General features: G+C 70.7%; 12 protein-coding genes and 1 pseudogene. 9 read left to right on the top strand and 4 right to left on the bottom strand.

What is annotated here, in order from left to right; translation table 11 throughout:
* Positions 1–42: 42 nt before the first annotated feature.
* Together mqnP and ACFYXF_RS24285 are read right to left on the bottom strand one after the other, a co-directional pair.
* A complete protein-coding gene (mqnP, locus tag ACFYXF_RS24290) occupies positions 43–945 on the bottom strand; it encodes a menaquinone biosynthesis prenyltransferase MqnP (protein ID WP_389352253.1) in 903 nt (300 codons plus the stop codon).
* Positions 942–2,399 (bottom strand): menaquinone biosynthesis decarboxylase, encoded by a 1,458-nt coding sequence (locus ACFYXF_RS24285; RefSeq protein ID WP_389352251.1) that lies wholly within the window; start codon positions 2,397–2,399, stop codon positions 942–944. Before ACFYXF_RS24285 ends, mqnP begins: the two co-directional genes overlap by 4 nt.
* Before the next feature lie 97 nt (positions 2,400–2,496).
* Here ACFYXF_RS24285 and ACFYXF_RS24280 point away from each other — a divergent pair, with 97 nt between their 5' ends.
* Together ACFYXF_RS24280 and ACFYXF_RS24275 are read left to right on the top strand one after the other, a co-directional pair.
* Entirely contained in the window at positions 2,497–2,886 is a 390-nt protein-coding gene (locus ACFYXF_RS24280; protein WP_389352249.1) for a PLD nuclease N-terminal domain-containing protein, read from the top strand.
* A 99-nt stretch (positions 2,887–2,985) separates the two neighbouring features.
* Positions 2,986–4,368: a purine-cytosine permease family protein gene (locus ACFYXF_RS24275; protein WP_389352247.1), complete on the top strand. Its 1,383-nt coding sequence runs from the start codon at positions 2,986–2,988 to the stop codon at positions 4,366–4,368.
* 156 nt (positions 4,369–4,524) lie between these two features.
* On the opposite strand, the gene ACFYXF_RS24270 is transcribed toward ACFYXF_RS24275, so the two are convergent.
* Positions 4,525–6,318, bottom strand: coding sequence for an acyl-CoA dehydrogenase (locus ACFYXF_RS24270; RefSeq protein ID WP_389352245.1), 1,794 nt, complete (start codon positions 6,316–6,318; stop codon positions 4,525–4,527).
* A gap of 452 nt (positions 6,319–6,770) precedes the next feature.
* Here ACFYXF_RS24270 and ACFYXF_RS24265 point away from each other — a divergent pair, with 452 nt between their 5' ends.
* From ACFYXF_RS24265 to ACFYXF_RS24250, 4 genes and pseudogenes are all read left to right on the top strand, one after another.
* Positions 6,771–7,406, top strand: a complete 636-nt coding sequence (locus ACFYXF_RS24265; protein ID WP_389352669.1) for an RNA polymerase sigma factor — start codon at positions 6,771–6,773, stop codon at positions 7,404–7,406.
* Positions 7,403–8,077: a hypothetical protein gene (locus tag ACFYXF_RS24260; protein WP_389352243.1), complete on the top strand. Its 675-nt coding sequence runs from the start codon at positions 7,403–7,405 to the stop codon at positions 8,075–8,077. Before ACFYXF_RS24265 ends, ACFYXF_RS24260 begins: the two co-directional genes overlap by 4 nt.
* Positions 8,074–9,282, top strand: a pseudogene (locus tag ACFYXF_RS24255) (acyltransferase family protein); the annotation flags it as partial. The gene ACFYXF_RS24260 and the pseudogene ACFYXF_RS24255, both read left to right, overlap by 4 nt.
* A 954-nt stretch (positions 9,283–10,236) precedes the next feature.
* Positions 10,237–11,040 (top strand): SAM-dependent methyltransferase, encoded by an 804-nt coding sequence (locus ACFYXF_RS24250; RefSeq protein ID WP_389352241.1) that lies wholly within the window; start codon positions 10,237–10,239, stop codon positions 11,038–11,040.
* 105 nt (positions 11,041–11,145) lie between these two features.
* Here the strand turns inward: ACFYXF_RS24250 and ACFYXF_RS24245 are convergent, their stop codons facing one another.
* Positions 11,146–15,351 carry an XRE family transcriptional regulator gene (locus tag ACFYXF_RS24245; RefSeq protein ID WP_389352239.1) on the bottom strand — a complete coding sequence of 1,402 codons (4,206 nt, stop codon included), beginning with the start codon at positions 15,349–15,351 and terminating at the stop codon, positions 11,146–11,148.
* 177 nt (positions 15,352–15,528) lie between these two features.
* Here ACFYXF_RS24245 and ACFYXF_RS24240 point away from each other — a divergent pair, with 177 nt between their 5' ends.
* The 3 genes from ACFYXF_RS24240 (at position 15,529) to ACFYXF_RS24230 (ending at position 17,656) form a co-directional block, all read left to right on the top strand.
* Positions 15,529–16,002, top strand: coding sequence for a hypothetical protein (locus ACFYXF_RS24240; protein WP_389352237.1), 474 nt, complete (start codon positions 15,529–15,531; stop codon positions 16,000–16,002).
* A gap of 196 nt (positions 16,003–16,198) precedes the next feature.
* Positions 16,199–16,711: a toxin-antitoxin system HicB family antitoxin gene (locus ACFYXF_RS24235; protein ID WP_389352236.1), complete on the top strand. Its 513-nt coding sequence runs from the start codon at positions 16,199–16,201 to the stop codon at positions 16,709–16,711.
* Between the two features lie 96 nt (positions 16,712–16,807).
* Positions 16,808–17,656: a DUF4097 domain-containing protein gene (locus tag ACFYXF_RS24230; RefSeq protein WP_389352235.1), complete on the top strand. Its 849-nt coding sequence runs from the start codon at positions 16,808–16,810 to the stop codon at positions 17,654–17,656.
* Positions 17,657–17,687 lie beyond the last annotated feature (31 nt).

Genomic DNA, 17,687 nt, shown 5'->3' with positions numbered 1-17,687 from the left:
GGATGAGCTGTGCGTCCAGTCGGTCCACGGTCCGCACCGTACTTACAGGGTCAGACCCCGAACCAGAAGATCCATCAGCGCACACCCGAAAAGGGTGATCCCGATGAACCCGTTGACGCTGAAGAACGCCCTGTTGAGCCGCGACAGATCATGCGGCCGCACGATCCTGTGCTCGTACACGAACGCCCCCGCCACGATCGCCAGCCCCAGCCAGAAGAACGCCCCCGCGCCGGTGGCGACCGCGTACCAGACGAGCAGGCCTGTCGTCAGGACATGGCAGACCCGCGCCCCCCACACCGCCGCCGGGATGCCGAAGCGCGCGGGCACCGACAGCACGCCGGTCTCGCGGTCCGTCTCGACGTCCTGGCAGGCGTAGATCAGGTCGAAGCCGCCGATCCAGATGCCGACGGCGAGGCCGAGGATGACCGCGTCCCAGGACCACTCCCCCGTGATCGCCAGCCAGCCGCCGACCGGGCCCATCGCCTGGGCGAGACCCAGGATGGCCTGCGGGAAGTTCGTGAACCGCTTGCCGTACGGGTACACCACCATCGGGATCACGGCGACGGGGGCGAGGGCCAGGCAGAGGGGGTTCAGGAGGGCCGCCGAGCCCAGGAAGATCACGACGGCGATCAGCGCGCCCGTCCAGGCGTGCTTCACCGACATCGCGCCCGTCACCAGCTCGCGGTGGGCCGTACGCGGGTTCCGCGCGTCGATCTCGCGGTCGATGATCCGGTTGACGGCCATCGCGAACGTCCGCAGACCGACCATGCAGATCGTGACCAGGAGCAGCCTGCCCCAGTGGATGTTCTTGTCCGCCTGGAACATCGCCGTGAGCGCCGCGATGTAGGCGAAGGGCAGCGCGAAGATCGAGTGCTCGATCATGACCAGGCGCAGGAACGCTTTGGTGCGGCCGGGCTGGGGCAGCGCAGCAGATGCGGAACTCACAATCCGTATTCCTTCCAGCGTCTGTCGACCGTCGCCGCCGTCTCCGGGTCGGACACCACCATCTCCGGCCAGCCGCCGTCCCGCGTGTACCCCTCCTCGGGCCACTTACGGGTCGCGTCGATGCCTGCCTTGCCGCCCCAGAACTGCTGGTAGGAGGCGTGGTCGAGGTGGTCGACGGGGCCTTCGGCCACCGTCAGGTCGCGGGCGTAGTCGGTGTTGCCGAGGGCCCGCCAGGCGACTTCGTGCAGGTCGTGGACGTCGCAGTCCGAGTCGACGACCACGATGAGCTTGGTCAGGGACATCATGTGGGCGCCCCAGACCGCGTGCATGACCTTCTGCGCGTGCTTCGGGTACTTCTTGTCGATCGCGACGATCGCGCAGTTGTGGAAGCCGCCCGCCTCGGGGAGGTGGTAGTCCACGATGTCCGGCACGATGATCTTCAGCAGCGGGAGGAAGAACCGCTCCGTGGCCCGGCCCAGCGGCCCGTCCTCCGTCGGCGGCCTGCCGACGACGATCGACTGGAGCAGCGGTCGCCGCCGCATCGTCACACAGTCGATGGTGAGGGCCGGGAAGGGTTCCTGAGGGGTGTAGAAGCCGGTGTGGTCCCCGAACGGGCCCTCCGGGAGCATCTCCCCCGGCTCCAGCCAGCCCTCCAGCACGACCTCCGCCTGCGCCGGCACCTGCAAGGGCACCGTCTTGCAGTCGACCATCTCGATCCGCTTGCCCGCGATGAACCCGGCGAACAGATATTCGTCGATGTCACCGGGGAGGGGCGCGGTGGACGCGTACGTCACGGCGGGCGGACACCCGAACGCGATGGCGACCGGCAACCGCTCGCCCTTGCGCGCGGCCACCTGGTAGTGGTTCCGGCTGTCCTTGTGGATCTGCCAGTGCATACCGATCGTGCGCTTGTCGTGCCGCTGGAGGCGGTAGAGCCCGAGGTTGCGTACGCCGTTCTCCGGGTCCTTCGTGTGCGTGAGCCCCAGGTTGAAGAAGGAACCGCCGTCCTGCGGCCAGGTGAACAGGGCCGGGAGCCGGTCGAGGTCCACCTCGTCCCCCTTGAGGACGACCTCCTGCACCGGCGCGTTGTCGGACTTCACCTTCTTGGGCGGTACGTGCGTCATCGCGCCGAGCTTGCCGAAGGCCTCGCGAACACCCACGAACCCGTGCGGCAGCTCGGGCTTCAGCAGCCCGCCGATCTTGTCGCTGATGTCCTCGTACGACTTCAGCCCGAGGGATTTCAGCAGCCTGCGGTCGGTGCCGAACACGTTCATCGCCAGCGGCATCGCCGACCCGCGCACGTTCTCGAAGAGCAGCGCGGGCCCGCCTGCCTTCTGCACCCGGTCGACGATCTCCCCGACCTCCAGGTACGGGTCCACCTCGGCCTTGATGCGCTTGAGGTCACCCTCGCGCTCCAGCGCCCTGAGCAGGGAGCGAAGATCGTCGTAAGCCATGCGTTCCAGTATCCGTTACGCACTACCCTGGACCCGTCAGCGGGGGCCGGACGCGACCGTCAGCGCGCCCGGACAGCGACTCAAGGGGAACCGATACATGCTCCGGGTGCTGATCGTCCTGGTGCCTCTCGCACTGAGCATCTACGCGTTCATCGACTGCGTCACCACGCAGGAGAAGGACGTCCGCTTCATGCCCAAGCCCGTGTGGGCCCTGCTCATCCTGCTGTTCCCGCTGGTCGGCTCGATCTCCTGGCTGATCATCGGCCGCGACCGCGCCACCTCCCAGCGCATGGGCTCCGCCTCGGGCGGCCAGTGGGTCGCCCCGGACGACAACCCCGAGTTCCTGAAGTCCCTCAAGGACGACAAGCCCGACCCCGCCGAGCCGGTGGAGGACGACGACACCCACCTGCGCGACTGGGAGGCCGACCTGCGCCGCCGCGAGGAGGAACTGAAGCGCAAGGAGAACGGCGAGGAGCCCAAGGACTAGCCCGAGCAGTCGGGCGTACAAGCTGTACGCCGACGAGCCCCCCGAAGCGGACAATGCGCCCCTGGGCCGGAGGTGGCGGGGGCCGGACACTTACCTCGCATGACGACTGCTCCGGCCAGTACCCCTGTGAGCCCGGCCCCCGCGTACGGCGACAAGGTCATCGCCGTGGAGACGGCGGGCTCGGAACCCATCCCGGACGCCGAACGGCACGGCGGCCCGCTCCAGTTGCTCTGGACCTGGGCCTCCCCGAACATCGAGTTCGCGACCGTCTACATCGGCGTGATCTCGGTCCTCTTCTTCGGGCTGAACTTCTGGCAGGCGTCCGCGGCCCTGCTGCTGGGCACCGCGCTCGGTTCGCTGACGCACGGGATCCTCTCCCTCGACGGGCCCCGGTTCGGCGTACCGCAGATGGCGATCGGCCGGTTCTCCTTCGGGTTCAAGGGGAATCTGCTGCCCGCCGGTGTGAACGCGCTTGTCGCGGGCGTCGGCTGGTTCGCCGTCAACAGTGTGAGCGCCGCTTTCGCGCTCAACACGCTGACTGGACTGCGCCCGCTCCCCTCCCTGTTGCTCGTGGTGGCCGCCGAGATCGTGATCGGCTTCATCGGCCACAACTTCGTCCACGCCTTCGAGAAGTACGCGTTCCCGGCACTCGCGGTCGTGTTCCTGCTGGCCGGTGTCTGGACGTTCAAGGAGGCGGACCTCGGCGCGCCGGGTGCCGGCGGCGGCATCGGCGGGTTCCTGCTCGCGTTCAGCGCGGCCTGGGGGTACACGGCCGGCTGGAACCCGGGCGCCTCGGACTACTCCCGCTACCTTCCCCGTACGGCCGACCGCTTCCGGACCGCGCTCTACCCGGCGGTGGGTCTGTTCGTGTCCGTCGCCGTCGTGGCGCTGATCGGCGCGGCCTCGGCGACGATCGTCGCCCCCGAGGGCGCCTCCCCGACGGCTGCCTTCACGGGTCATCTCCCGGGCTGGCTCAGCGACCTGGTGCTCCTCGCGATCATCCTGGGCGCGGTCTCGGCGAACGCCCTCAACGTCTACTCGTCGGCGATGTCGGTCACGTCGCTGGGTTTCCGGCTGCCCGTCTGGCTGGGGCGCGGCGCGATCGTCGTACTGTGCGGGCTCGCGGGTACGGCGGCGGCCTGGTCGTCGCTGGCGGACGCGGGGCACGCGTACGAGGCGTTCCTGCTGGTGATCGCCTACTGGGTGGGGCCCTGGCTGGGGGTGGTGCTGGTGGAGCGGTGGCTTCAGGCGCGGACGCCGGTGGAGACGCTGGCCGCGCGGCTGTCCGACCGGTCCTTCGCCAACTGGCCGGGAATCGCCTCCCTGTTGGCGGGCATCGCGGTGTCGGTGCCGCTCTTCTCCAACCAGGAGAAGTACGTGGGCTGGGTGCCGGAACAGTGGCCGGCCTTCGGTGACATCACGTGTCTCGTGGGGTTCGCGGTGAGCGCGGGGCTGTACCGGGTGTTGCGGCGGGCCGCCTGATCGACCGACCAGGAGGGCCGCTTGGGTGATCGGCCGGGCGTACATCCCCCACACGCCCGGCACACATATCAGTAATGCGTCATGAGCACGTCATTATCAGACCAGCAGTCGCCCCGTCGCAGCTCAGGAACAGACGGGTCCGGCGGGTCGGACAGGTCAGACGCCGCTCAGCATCGGCAGCGCCGACAGGTGCTCCTCCGGGACGTCGAAGGCCTGCGTCAGGGTGCTGAGGTGCGGGCCGAGCCGGGTCGTGAGGGCCTGCAGGGTCTCCGGCAGGGCGCGTACCTGGTCGGCGGTGAGGGCGCCTTCGGTGAGTAGCAGTCCGCTGCGGGCACTGACCTGGCGGAGGAGGAAGAGCGCGCTCAGGTCCTCCAGGACGGCGCGTGTGATCGGGTCGGAGACGCGGGCGCAGGCGGCGAGGAAAGCGTCGGCGGCCTGGCCGACCGTGTACGTCTCCACGAGGTCGAGGGCGGCGTCGGACACGTTGTTCCAGCGGCTGAGGGCGTCGCCGCCGTCGTTGTCGCGACTCAGATCGCGACGGGCGGCGAGGTGCCAGTAACGCTCGGCGGTGGTGAGGGCGCGACGCAGCAGCCCCAGGTCGGCCAACGGCTCGTCGCCGGTGGGCCGGACGGGCTCCGCCGCCAACTCCTGCCCCAGGATCATCCCGGCGCCGGCGTTGCACCAGATCGCCACGTTGTCACCCTCGGCGGTGATCGCGCCGTCCATGTCACCGGCCATGGCGGCGATCCCGTTCACGGGGAACAGCCCTCGGGCGCCGCACCGTTCCCGGCTCTCGGTCGCGATCTCGCGGGCCCGCCAGGTGACCCAGCCCTTGGTGAGGGCGACCAGCCGCTCGGCGCCCACGCGGTCCTCGGGCGCGTGGGTGACCCAGCGTTCGGTGGCCGCCCGGTGCAGGAAGGTCATGGCGTAGGCGGTCGCGGTGTGGTCGAGGAGGCGGGTGTGGTGGCTGCGGTGGGCGGCGAGCGGGACGCGCTGCCCTGGGACCGGCCCGGATATGTGCCGGGTGTACGAGTACCGGACGGCGATCGCGAGTGCCGTCCGGGCCGCCCCGAGCCCGCAGGCACTCATGCACAGCTTGCCCGCCGTGACCCGGCTGATGGCGTGGAAGAACCGCTTGCGCTTACTGTCGACCGAGCTGACGAGGGTTCCGTCGGGCAGGAGTTGTCCGTGGACGCCCTGGACGAGGGCGGTGCGGGGCAGCCGTACGTTGTCGAAGTTTGTGGCGCAGTGGTCCACCGAGGAGCCGACACGCTCCGGAAGCAGGGTGACGGTGATGCCCGGCAGGGTGCCGAACTCGTCGCTCAGCGGGGTGAGGAAGAGGAAGGCGCCCAGGTCCTTGTCGTCGACGATCAGCCGGGCGGCGACCACCGCGGTCTTGGGGCCGCCCGCGGAGCTGGTGTTGGGCATGTACTTCTGCGCCCCGGGGTGCGGGGTGTGCAGGACGAACTCGTCGCGCTCCCTGTCGTACCGGGCGACGGTCTCCAGCGCCGGTACGTCGTTGCCGTGCGCGCGCTCGGTGACCAGGAAGGTCCCTATGCGGGACATGGTGGTGAAGTCCGTCAACTCGCGCGGCGGGGAGACCTGGTCGTCGACGACGCTGCCGAGAAAGAGGTTGTAGTGAATGCCGGCCACGGTGACCGTGGCGCCGTCCACGGGGCAGATCCACTCGTGCAATGCCGCGAGTCCGCGCGGGTCGTTGACGAAGTGTTCGGGCGAGGGAACGTGTTTGTTCAGGGCCCTTAGCCGCTCATAGGTTAGCTGCTGTCGCTCCTGAGTCCCCAGTCCCGGCCGATACCGGAACAGTTCCTCCGAGGCCGCTCTGCGCCAGCGGCCGTGGACCTCGTTTCCGTCCACGCCGTCACTGAAGAGGAGGCTGGTGACGGCGGCTTGATCAAGCACTGGATGGGGCGTGCGCGTCTCCGTGGTCATGATGATCAAGATGCCCATTGCCATTCCAGGATCAACCAATTGTGACCAGGAGCACTTCAGAAATTGCCGAATATGCGGCATTAACGGACAGGAATCGGCCGAAGTGCGGCAACGACGATCAGACCGCTCTCGAACGCCAGATCGACCTTCACAAGCGCCCGGATTTCACTAACCGGAATCCAGTTCGAGTGAATCGGAACGCGAGATTCCAGAGTGGCCCGTGATGTCATCGACAGGTTCGTTCAAGGGGCTGAACGGCACCGGTCGGAGGCGGATTCACCGCCTCCGGGAATGTCCGACGCCAGCCGGATACCGGTCGAATGTCGGCCGGAATCCGTATTGCTGGTGGGTGTGGCTGGTGAGCATTGCCGGTGGGGCCTTGTAACGCTTTTCGGATCTCCGTCCAAGAACAGGTGAAGAGCGAAGGCCGCTACGAGCAGGACGCGAAGGAGATGCCAGTGGATGGTGCGGAGGCGGAAAGGTTACGGGGTGGGCCCTCCGATGCCGTCCATGACCCGGTGCTCTTCGAGGCGTTCTACCGGCGTCATGTCGACGCCGTGCTGCGGTTCGTGGCCCGACGGGTCGACGACCCGCACACGGCGGCCGACCTGACGGCCGAGATCTTCCTCGCCGTGCTCGACTCGGCCCACACGTACAAGCCGGGCCTGGGCAGCGAGACGGCCTGGCTGTACGGGATCGCGCGCAACGTCGTGTCGTCGGAGCGGCGTCGGGTGGCCAGGGAGGCCGAGCGGGACCGGCGGATCTCCGGGCGGCGGCTGCTGGAGGCCGACGACATCGCCCGTATCGAGGACAGGCTCGACGCGGAGAGTCCGGGGCGACGCGCCCTGGCCGCTCTCGAACGGCTTCCCGAGGGCGAGCGGGCAGTCCTGGAGCTGATCGTGGTCGACCAGCTCACGATCCCGGAGGCGGCGTCCGCACTGGGCATCCGCCCGGTCACGGCCAGGGTCCGGCTGCACCGGGCGCGCAAGGCGCTGCGCGGGGAGGCGGGTTCACAGGGGTCCAGGAGTCCAAGGGTCTCGGAAACACCGGACACATCACTGCTGTACGTCAGGAAGGGCGAGGCATGAACACGGGGAGGACGTCGTTCGAGGAGCGGCTCCTGGAGGAGCTGAAGCGGGAGATCGCGCTGCGCGAGGCGGACTCGGGCAGCGGTGATGCGGGCGTGGGCAGCGGTGAAGCAGGCGTAGGCAGCAGCGAGGCGGACACTGCTGCCGTGCACCGCCGGGACGCTCCGCTGGTCACCCCGCGCCGGATCGCCCTCGCCGCCGCGACCTGCGCCGTGGCCGGACTCGCCATGGTGGTCGTTCCGGGTACGCCGGCCGACTCGGTGGCGTACGCGGTGGAGCGGCACGGGGACGGCAGGGTCACGCTCACCCTCCAGGGCGAGCGCATCGACCTCGACGCCCAGTACGAACTCGCGCGGGAACTGCGTCCGAACGGCATCGTGGTGGACGTGGAGCTGCTCCCGCCCGGGTACACCTGCAAGCCGTGGGGCAGTGCCGCGGCCCTCCGGCTCGTGTCGGTCGGCAAGGACGACATCGTCAGTGGGCCCGTCCACGCCTGGAACGTGCCCGTGCGGGTCACCCTGAGCCGGGGCAACGTGCTGGTCTTCGAGAACAGCGAGGGCAGCGCCGAGCCGCAGGCGGTGCACGCCTACGAGATCGACCGGTACACGCTCGACGCCTCCACGCCCGAGGCCGAGTCCAAGCCCTGCGTCCACGTGAAGCCCACCCCATGACCAGCCCACCGAGCCCCGCAGGGGAACGCCTGAGCCGACTGGGGTGGCTGGACGCCCTGCGGGGCATCGCGGCGCTCGTCGTCGTGTTCGACCACTCGGCGTACTCGTTCCTGCCGGAGTTCCGGCGGGAGCTGGTCCCGGAGTTCAACACCAGCCGGTACGGCATCATGGTGTTCTTCCTGGTCAGCGGCTACATCATCCCGGCGTCGCTCGAACGCCGGGGCAGTGTACGGACGTTCTGGATCGGGCGGGTCTTCCGCATCTACCCGCTGTGCGTGGCGGCCGTCGCCACCGTCCTCGTCCTCGGCCTCCTCGGGATCGCGGAGCCGCGTACCGACCTCGGCGCCGCCACCACCGCCCTCGCCCATCTCACCCTGTTCCAGGAGCTGTTGGGCACCCCCAACCTCCTCCTCGTCCTGTGGACGCTCTCCTACGAGATGGCGTTCTACCTCCTGGTCGTCGCCCTCTTCACGGTCCGCCGGCACGAACGGCCGGCGCCGGTCGCCGTCACCCTGGCCGTGCTCGCCGCCGTGAGCGTGGCGACCGGGGTCGCGCTCCCGGTCTCCGCCCTCTCCGACGCGGTCGGCACCGGCACCCTGGTCACGCTCACCGCGATCGCCCTGACGGTCGCCATCTGCTGTACGAGCGCGAGGTCGCCCCGGCTCCAGGTGTTCGGCGGCGGGGTGGGCGCGACCCTCGCCCTCGTGCTGGTCGTCTTCAACGGCACGGTCCCGGTGTGGGAGGGCCTGGTGATCCTCGCCGTGATGTTCCTCGGCACGGTCGTCCACCGGGCCGAACACGGCCGGAGCAGCTGGTGGTACGCCGCCGGTATGGCCGTCGTGGTCGTCGTCTGCGCCGTGGGGAGCGCGTACGGCCACGGCGACGGGGCCCAGTTCACACGGCGCGGCTGGATCACGGCGTTCCTGCTGGCCGTACTCACCTTCGGCACCGGACTGGCGCTGCGCCACCGCCGTGTACCGCTCCTGCTGATCGGCCTGGGCACGATCAGTTACTCGGTCTATCTGCTGCATCCGCTACTGCTGATGGCGAGCGACGGCACGATCGGCCGACAACGGCAGAACACTCCGCTGCTCGAAGTGGCCTTCTTCGCCGTGCTGTTGCCGCTGTGCGTACTGAGCTACCGGTACATCGAGGCACCGGGGCAGGCATTGGGCCGGAGGCTGGCGCGACGGAGCCCGAAGAGATCCGGGCAGAGCGGGTCCGGCGCGAGCGGACCGGGCGTCGACGGCGATCGAATACGTTGGCGCGCGGCGGCCACGGCGGGTAGAAGGAGGAGCGATGACGACGTTCTCCTTCAGTCCCGGCCCCGACCCCGACTTCGGGGCGCGGCTCCTGCCCTCCGAGGCGAGTGTCCTGTACGAGGCCCTCAGCCACTGCTCGCGGGCGGAAGCCCCCGATGCCTACCTGGCCCTGCTGCTCGGCGCCGGCCGGGAGGTGGTCGACGGTCTCCTCGTACGCCTGTGTGGGCCGCACGTGGAGCCCTTCGACGTACGGTTCCGTCCGGACGAACTCCATGTGCTGCTCGCCGCGCTCACGAACGCGCCCACCCATTTCGTCCGGGCCGACGGCCTGTTCGACCCCGAGCCCTTCCACATCCGGCTGGGCCACTTCCGGCAGGAGTTCGACGCGCTGGCCATGGCCATCAACAACGCGGCCTACCTGGCGTACGAGGCCACATGAGACTGCGCCTCCAACTCACGCGGGACGGCGAGGGGTCCCAGAAGTTCATCGCCCGGGTGCGGCCGTACCAGGCCCACATGCTGCACCGGGCGCTGACCGTCTTCCTCACCGAGTCGCACCATGGGGACGTCGCCCTCGCCGTGCGGCTCGGCGCGGACCGGGAGACCGTCCAGGCCCTCGCCGGACGTTTCGCGTCCGGGTGGACGGAGTCACGCGAACTCCGTCTCACCCTCGGCGAGTTGCATCTGCTGCACAGTGCGCTGACCGGCGCGCCCCTGCTGTTCCTGGAGCGGGGGCTCTTCTCGGAGAAGGCGTTCCACGAGGGGACGGACTCCTACCGCGAACACTTCGACGCACTGGCACTGAGCCTCGTCGAGTCCCTGTCGCCGTGAACTACCCTCACGGAAAAGGAAGTTGATACGGAGCTTGACACGGAAGCCGACCAGGAGGAACGCAGGGTGAGCCAGGATCACGTCCGGATCGAGGACATCGACACCAGCAAGCCGCACCCTGCCCGGATCTACGACTATCTGCTGGGCGGCAAGGACAACTACGAGGTCGACCAGCAGGCCGGCGAGGCGCTGGCCGCCGCCGCGCCCGAGGTGCGGATCGGGTTGCGGGCCAACCGTGCCTTCATGCGGCGCGCGGTCCGGCATGTGGTCGGCAGCGGCGTACGCCAGATCCTCGACATCGGCACCGGGCTGCCCACCTCGCCGAATGTGCACGAGGTGGCGCAGGAGCTGGTGCCGGAGGTGCGGGTCGCGTACGTCGACAACGACCCGATCGTGAAGGCGCACGCCGACGCGCTGCTCAGCCGCTCGGGCGGCGGAACCAGCACGGTGCTCGCCGACCTGCGTGACCCACGAACCGTCCTGGACCACCCGGACGTCCGCCAGGTCATCGACTTCGACGAGCCGGTCGCCCTGCTCCTGGTGGCCGTCGTCCACTTCCTCGCCGACGCGGACAAGCCCGGGGAGATCCTCGCCACCCTGCGCGACGCGCTGCCGACCGGCAGTTTCCTGGTCCTCTCGCACGCGACGGGCGACTTCGCGGACCGCACGGACGCCCAGGCCGAGTACAGCAGAAAGGCCACCGCCAGCCTGAACCTGCGCCCGCGCGCGGAGGTGGAGCGGTTCTTCGACGGCTTCGAACTGGTCGACCCCGGCCTGACCCAGGTCCCGTTCTGGCGCCCCGACGGGCCGCCGCCGGAGAGGTCCGAGGAGATCGGCATCTACGGGGGTGTGGCCCGCATAACCAGGTGAGCCAGGTGAGCCGGAGGATCCAGATGGCCAGAAGGCTCCCGGCCGGAGACCCGACCTGCCGGAAACGCTGGCCGACGGCGACGCCGATGCCAGTGCCGTAGGTCCTCAACTCCCGCACGGTGGACGGTACTTCCACTGTGGGAAGTACTGGTGCCATTCGGCGCGGGTGATCGTCGGGTGGGCCGTGGCGCAGATGCGGGTGGCGACGCGGTCGATGTCGGGGTCCCAGAGGAGGGCGGTCCAGTCCTCGCTGCCGGTGGCGAGGGTGCGGCCGTCGGGGCTGAACGCGAGCGTGTCCACCGGCTTGGTGTGGCCGGTCAGCAGCACGGGTTCGCGGACCTCGCCGCCCGCTGTCACCCCGTACAGCCGCACCCTCTTGTCGGCGCTCGCGGCGGCCAGCGTCCGGCCGTCCGGCGCGAAGGCGACGGACATGACGCCGTCGGTGTAGCCGGTGAGACGGTCGCGGGAGAGCGGATGGCGGGGGTCGCCCAGGTCCCACAGTCGTACGGTGCGGTCCTCGCTGCCGGTGGCCAACGTGCGGCCGTCGGGTGTGAAGGCGACCGACTTCACGGCGCCGGTGTGGCCGGTGAGGACCGACAGCCGGGCGGGGTGGCGCGGGCGGGTGACGTTCCAGAGGGTGGCCGTACGGTTCCGGCCGGCCACGGCCAGGGTGCGGCCGTCGGGCGCGAACACCACGGAGTCGACGGCGCCGGTCAGCCGCAGGGCGGACAGCGGGCGGGGGCTGCGTACGTCGGTGGTGTTCCAGAGGCGTACGGTGCCCTGCTCGCCGCCGGTGGCGAGGGTGCGGCCGTCGGGGCTGAACGCGAGCGTGTTGACGTGATCGATCCGGGCGGGGACCGCGCTGAGCAGCCGGGTGGATGCCGCCTCCGGGGCCCATAACCTCACGGTGCCGTCTGCGCTGGCGCTGGCGAGGGTACGGCCGTCGGGGCGGAAGGCGACCGAGTTGACGGGGCCGGTGTGGCCGGTGAGCGGGGGGAGTTCGCGCGGGCGGCTCCGGTCGGCGAGGTTCCAGAGGCGTACGGCGCGGTCGTAGCTGGCGGTGGCGAGCAGCCGGCCGTCGGGGCTGAAGGCGACGGAGTAGAGCGAGCTGGTGGCGCCGGTCAGGGCGGGGCCGGGCAGGTCCCAGAGCCGGGTGCTCTGGTCCTCGCTGCCACTGGCGAGCGTGCGCCCTCCGGACCCGAAGGCCAGCGCCCGGACGCTCCCGGTGTGCCCGGTGAGCACCGCCGCCTCACGAACGGAACCGTCACCCTCTCCGTCACCTTCCACGTCCCACCGCCGTACGGTGCCGTCGGTGCCGCCGGTGGCCAGCCGCCGCCCGTCGGGGCTGAACGCGACGGCGTTGACGGCATCGGTGTGCGTGGTGAGCACCTGCGTCTGCCGGGGTCGAGCGGCCTGCCCCACGTTCCAGAGCCGCGCGGTGAAGTCGGCGCCGCCGGTGGCGAGTTGACGTCCGTCGGGGGCGAACGCCATCGCGTTCACGGGGCCGGTGTGGGCGGTGGGGGTGGCTCGGGATGTGGGAGTGGCCTGGGATGTGGGGGCGGCTTGGGCGGTCCGGTCGGCCCAGTCGGCTCCGCCTGCCTCGCCGGGCAGGCCCGTCCGTCCTGGGGTCGTCGACAGTCGGCGTAGCCGTGGTTGTCCGCTCGACTCCGCCAGCTCCCACAGCCGTACCGCGCCGTCTTCGTGCCCCGTGGCCAGCGAGAGTCCGTCCCGGTGGAACGCGGTGGCGGTGATGTCGGGGCCCGCGTCCAAGGTCGCGAGGGCGTGTGGGCTGCGGGGGTTCGACAGTTGCCAGACCCGGATTCCGTCGCGGGCGGCGGTCGTGAGGGTGCGGCTGCGGCTGCGGCCTTCGGGGGCGAATGCCAACCCCACCACCGGACCGGCGCCGCCCGGCAGCCGTGTCGCGAGCCGGGGGTGTCGTACGTCGGCTATGTCCCACAGCCCCACCGTGCCGTTCTCGCCCCCGGCCGCCAGCAGGCGCCCGTCGGGGCTGACGGCGACCGTGCGTACGGTGCCGCCGAGGCCGCCCAGGGTGAGCGGCCCGGCCGGCCGGTGCGGGTCGGGCACCCGCTGTAATCGCACGGTCCCGTCGGCGTCGCCGGTGACCAGGACGCGGCCGTCGGCGCTGAACGCCAGTGCGGTGACGGCACCCTGACGGCCCGTCAACTGGGTTGCGTACGGGGTCGCGAAGGTGCTGAGTACGCTGCCGCGCGCCTCCGGGGTGGGCGACAAACGGTAGGCGGCCAGGCTGAGTTGGGCGGCCAGGGCCGGGTTGACGCCGCGCAGTGCGGCCGCCCGTTCGGCGGCTCGCTGCGAACCGACGACGTCACGCTGCTGGTCCGCCGCCCGCTGTGCCCGTACGGCCAGGGCCGCTGTCGTGGTGGTCAGCACCAGCAGGACGCTCAGCAGCCCCACGCCCAGGCGCCGGAACCGGGCCCGGCGCCGTACCGCCGCGTGCTCCGCCGCCCGGGCGGCCAGACCGGCGTCGAGGAACTCCCGCTCCGGTACGGACATCGTCGTACGGTCGAGTCCGGCGGCCAGGGCGAGACGGGTGCCTCGGTAGAGCGCGCCGGGTTCGCGCCCGAGCGCCTCCCAGGTCTGGGCGGCGTCGGTGAGCCGGCGTGCGGTCCGGGTGGCCTCGCGGTCCTCGGTCAGCCAGCCGTGCAGCCGGGGCCAGCATCGGATCAGCGCCTCGTGCGCCAGCTCCACGCGCTCACGGTCCAGGGTGAGGAGGCGTGCGCCCGCTGCCAGGTCGAGTACGGCACGGATCTCGCCGGTGCCGGGGCCGGCACCGGTGCCAGCGCCAGTCCCACCAGCACGACCGGCACTGGCGCCACCACCAACACCGGTGTCACCGCCACGACCGGCGCCGGTACCGCCGCCACGGCCGACACCGCCAGCGCCAGCCCTGTCTCCGCCGCCACCCGCACCAGCGCCAGCGCCACCTCCGGCTCCGCCCCCGCCCTCGCCACCAGCCCGATTGCCGCCACCGGCCCCGCCGCCATCACCCGTGTCGGTCAGCCCAGTCAGCCCGTCCAGTTCCTCCAAGCGCGCCGGGCGCCGGGTGTCCTCCGTGCCGTCGCCGAGCGCGGTCAGCCGTACGAACACCTGGCGGGCCAACTGCTGGCGCCCCGGGTCCAGTTGCCGGTAGAACTCCTCGGCGGTGCGGGCGAGGGCGCCCTCCAGGCCGCCCGCCGCCTCGAACGCGTCCCGTGTCAGCGCGTTGCCGCGTCGGCGCCGCCAGGTCTGGAGCAGGGCGTGGGACAGCAGCGGGAGTACGCCCGCCTGGCCGTGGGCCTGTGCGATGAGCGTCGTCAGCAGGGCGCCCTCAATGGTGAGCCCGGCCCGTTGAGCGGGCTGCACGACCGCGCGGCGCAACTCGTCCAGGCTCATCGGCCCGACCGGCACCTGCGCGTCACGCATCGCCTCCACCAGGGGCGCGTGGTGGGTGCAGTGGGCGTAGAAGTCGGCGCGCGCTCCCAGGGCGACGCGACATCGGCCACTGGCGTCCGAGGCGGCGGAGACGAGCGCCTCGATGAAACGGTCACGCTCGGCGACATCCTGGCAGAGCGTGAACGTCTCCTCGAACTGGTCGACCACCAGCACGAGTTGACCGTCGGCCGCACCGGGCCGCGACGCGGTGATCTGCCGTACCAGGCGCCCCAGGTTCTCCGGGTTCTCCCTCAACTCCCCGTACAGCGCACCCGGCATGAGGCCCGCCATCGCCCCGAGCCGCACGGCGCACTCCTCCAACGGCCGTGCCCCCGGCGTCAGTACGACCACCGTCGTCGCGGCGGCGGCCTCAAGACGCGGGACCAGTCCGGCCCGCAGCAAGGACGACTTGCCCGAGCCCGAGGCGCCGATCACCACCACGAACCGCTGCCGCTCCAGCCGCCCGACCAGTTCCTCCAGCAGCCGCTCCCGCCCGAAGAACCACTCCGAGTCCTCCTCCCGGAACGACCGCAGTCCGGCGTACGGAGGGGGCTGGTCGTCCTCCTCGGCCGGGCCGGAAGCCGGATACTCCTCGCCGAGAAGGACCGCCACCTCCCGCCAGAGCCGCTCCCACTCCTCGACGTCCCCGTCGCAGGCCCGCACGTACGCCAGCGTGACCGCCAGTGTCGGCAGCCGGTGCCCGGAGGCGGCGGAGGACAGGGTCGAGATCGAATAGTGCGCCTGCTCGGCCAGTCTCCGGTACGGCGGATTCCCCGCCTTCCGCCTCAACTGCCGCAGTCCTGCGGCGAATTCGACTAACGGACCGTCCCCCGCGTCCAGCGGTCGCTCCCTGCGCGGCATCGCCGCACCTCCCCGATGGTCCCCGCAGCTCCCCGTGACTCCCCGTTCCCCCGTGTCACGGCTCGCGCGGCGGGTCGCATTTTTCAGGACTTGTTTGTTCGACACCAGGCTTCGAACACGAACAACGCACGAGCCGCTACATCTGGAGGACAAACCAGACGACAAGAAAGGAACACCGTGCGCAAGAAGGCAGGAGCAGGTCTGGCAAGTGTTCTCCTGGCGATGGCGGCGGTCGTCGCCACGGTCGCCGGAACCGGCACGGCGAGCGCCGCGCCCGTCAGCGGCCGCGCCGCGTTCGTCACTGAGGCCCACGGGGCAGGCCTCAGCGACAAGCAGCCCCGGCAACTGGGCGACGTGGGGATACTCGCAGAAGGGTTCGGCTCCACCGAGTGCATAGGCGGAGCCGACTACGGCTGGTTCTGCGCGTACTCGGGCCCGAACTTCACCGGCGAGCGCCTCGGCATCTACAGGTGCGGCGTGACGTGGAACATCCCGTGGGTCAGCGTCGGCTCGTGGGACAACAACCAGACCGCGGGCACCCGGCCCCTACTGACCTTCACGAACGGGTCGACCTGGCTGATGCCCGCCGCCCACAGCATCCAGCCCTCCGGCGTGGACTGGGCCCCGGTGCGGTCCATCCGCGCCTGCTGACCACCAGATCGCACCACATGGCACCTCATGGCACCTCATGACGCCGGGTGGCATCACTTGACATCAAGTGGTGCCACCCGGTGCCATTTCATGCCCCCACACGTTTTCGCAGCTCAGAGCCCCTCTCACCACACCCCACCCCCCGCCGGCGCCATCAAGGCTTGCATAGGCGCCATAGCGGTGCCACAATGGCGTCATGGACCTCACCCCGTACGTCGACTCCCTCCGCCGTGAACTCGCGGTGGCCGCCGAAGCCGGCGGCGACGAAGCCCGCGAGCTGGCCGAGCGGCTCACCGCGCCCCTGCAGTCGGCGACCCGGCTGACCATGCTCAACGTGCTCTCCGCCGCGATGGACGAGATCACCCGCGAACTCGCCCCCGGCTCGGTCGACGTACGGCTGCGCGGGCTCGACCCCGACTTCGTGGTGACACCACCGCCCAGCTACGACCGCGCCCCCGAGGAGCCGGCCACACCCGCCGAACCCCTCAGGGCCCCGGCCGACGGCGACGAGGGCGGCATCGCCCGCGTCAATCTGCGCCTGCCGGCCCACCTCAAGGCCCGCGCCGAGGAGGCCGCGACCCGCGAGGGCCTGTCGGTCAACGCGTGGCTGGTGCGCGCGGTGTCGGCCGCGGTCGACGGCGGCACCCGGCCGCGTACGCCGGAGAAGAGCCAGACCGTCGGACAGAGCTTCACGGGCTGGGTGCGCTAACCGCGTTCCCACCTGCGCACTCCCCTCCGCACCACCTCACCCACACCACGTCCCACCAGCGGGGACGTCTCCAAGACCCAAGAGGACGGGACAGCCATGCCTTCTTTCGACACTCCCGAAGCGATCTCGGTCACGGCGCGCGTGGAGGCCGGTTCCATCCAGTTCACCGCGGGCGACCGCCTCGACACGGTCGTCGAGGTACGGCCCCGCGACCCCAAGAAGGACGTGGACGTACGGGCGGCCGACCAGACCGAGGTCACCTACGCGGGCGGCACACTGACCGTCCGGACGCCCAAGGGCAATCTGCTCGGCCTCGGCCGTACCGGCACGGTCGACGTGAATGTCGAACTGCCCACGGACTCACGCGTCGACATGACCGGCTCCTGGGCCCAGGTGCTCGGCGAGGGCCGGCTCGGCGAGGTCCGGGTGAAGACCTCGTCCGGCGACGTCCGCCTCGACACGACCGGCCCGCTGCACCTGACCGCGGCGCACGGCTCGATCACCGTCGACCGGATCGAGGGCACGGCCGAGATCACCACCAGCTCCGGCAGTCTGCGCGTCGGCCTCATCGACGGCTCCGCCGTCCTGAAGAACTCGCACGGCACCACGACCGTCGGCGCCGCGACCGGCGAACTGCGCGTGAGCGGCTCCAACGGTGACATCGAGATCCGGCGCGCCGAGGACTCGGTCACCGCCACCACCGCCCACGGCACCCTGCGCGTGGACGAAGTGGCCCGTGGCGAGGTCCAGTTGGAGACCGCCTTCGGTGCCATCGACATCGGCGTCCGCGAGGGCACGGCCGCCTGGCTCGACGTCAGCTCGAACTCCGGCCAGGTACGCAACGCGCTCGCCGCGTCCGACAACCCGGGGCAGTCCGAGGACACCGTCAGGATCCGCGCCCGCACCCGGTACGGCAGCATCGACATCCGCCGCGCCAAGGCCTGAGCACCTCCGGCACCTCCAACACCTCCGGCAC

The sequence above is a fragment of the Streptomyces sp. NPDC002680 genome (assembly GCF_042889145.1).
GTDB lineage: Bacteria > Actinomycetota > Actinomycetes > Streptomycetales > Streptomycetaceae > Streptomyces > Streptomyces adonidis.
The sequence above is the reverse complement of the archived record's forward strand: the minus strand, read 5'-3'. Positions and strand labels throughout refer to the sequence as shown.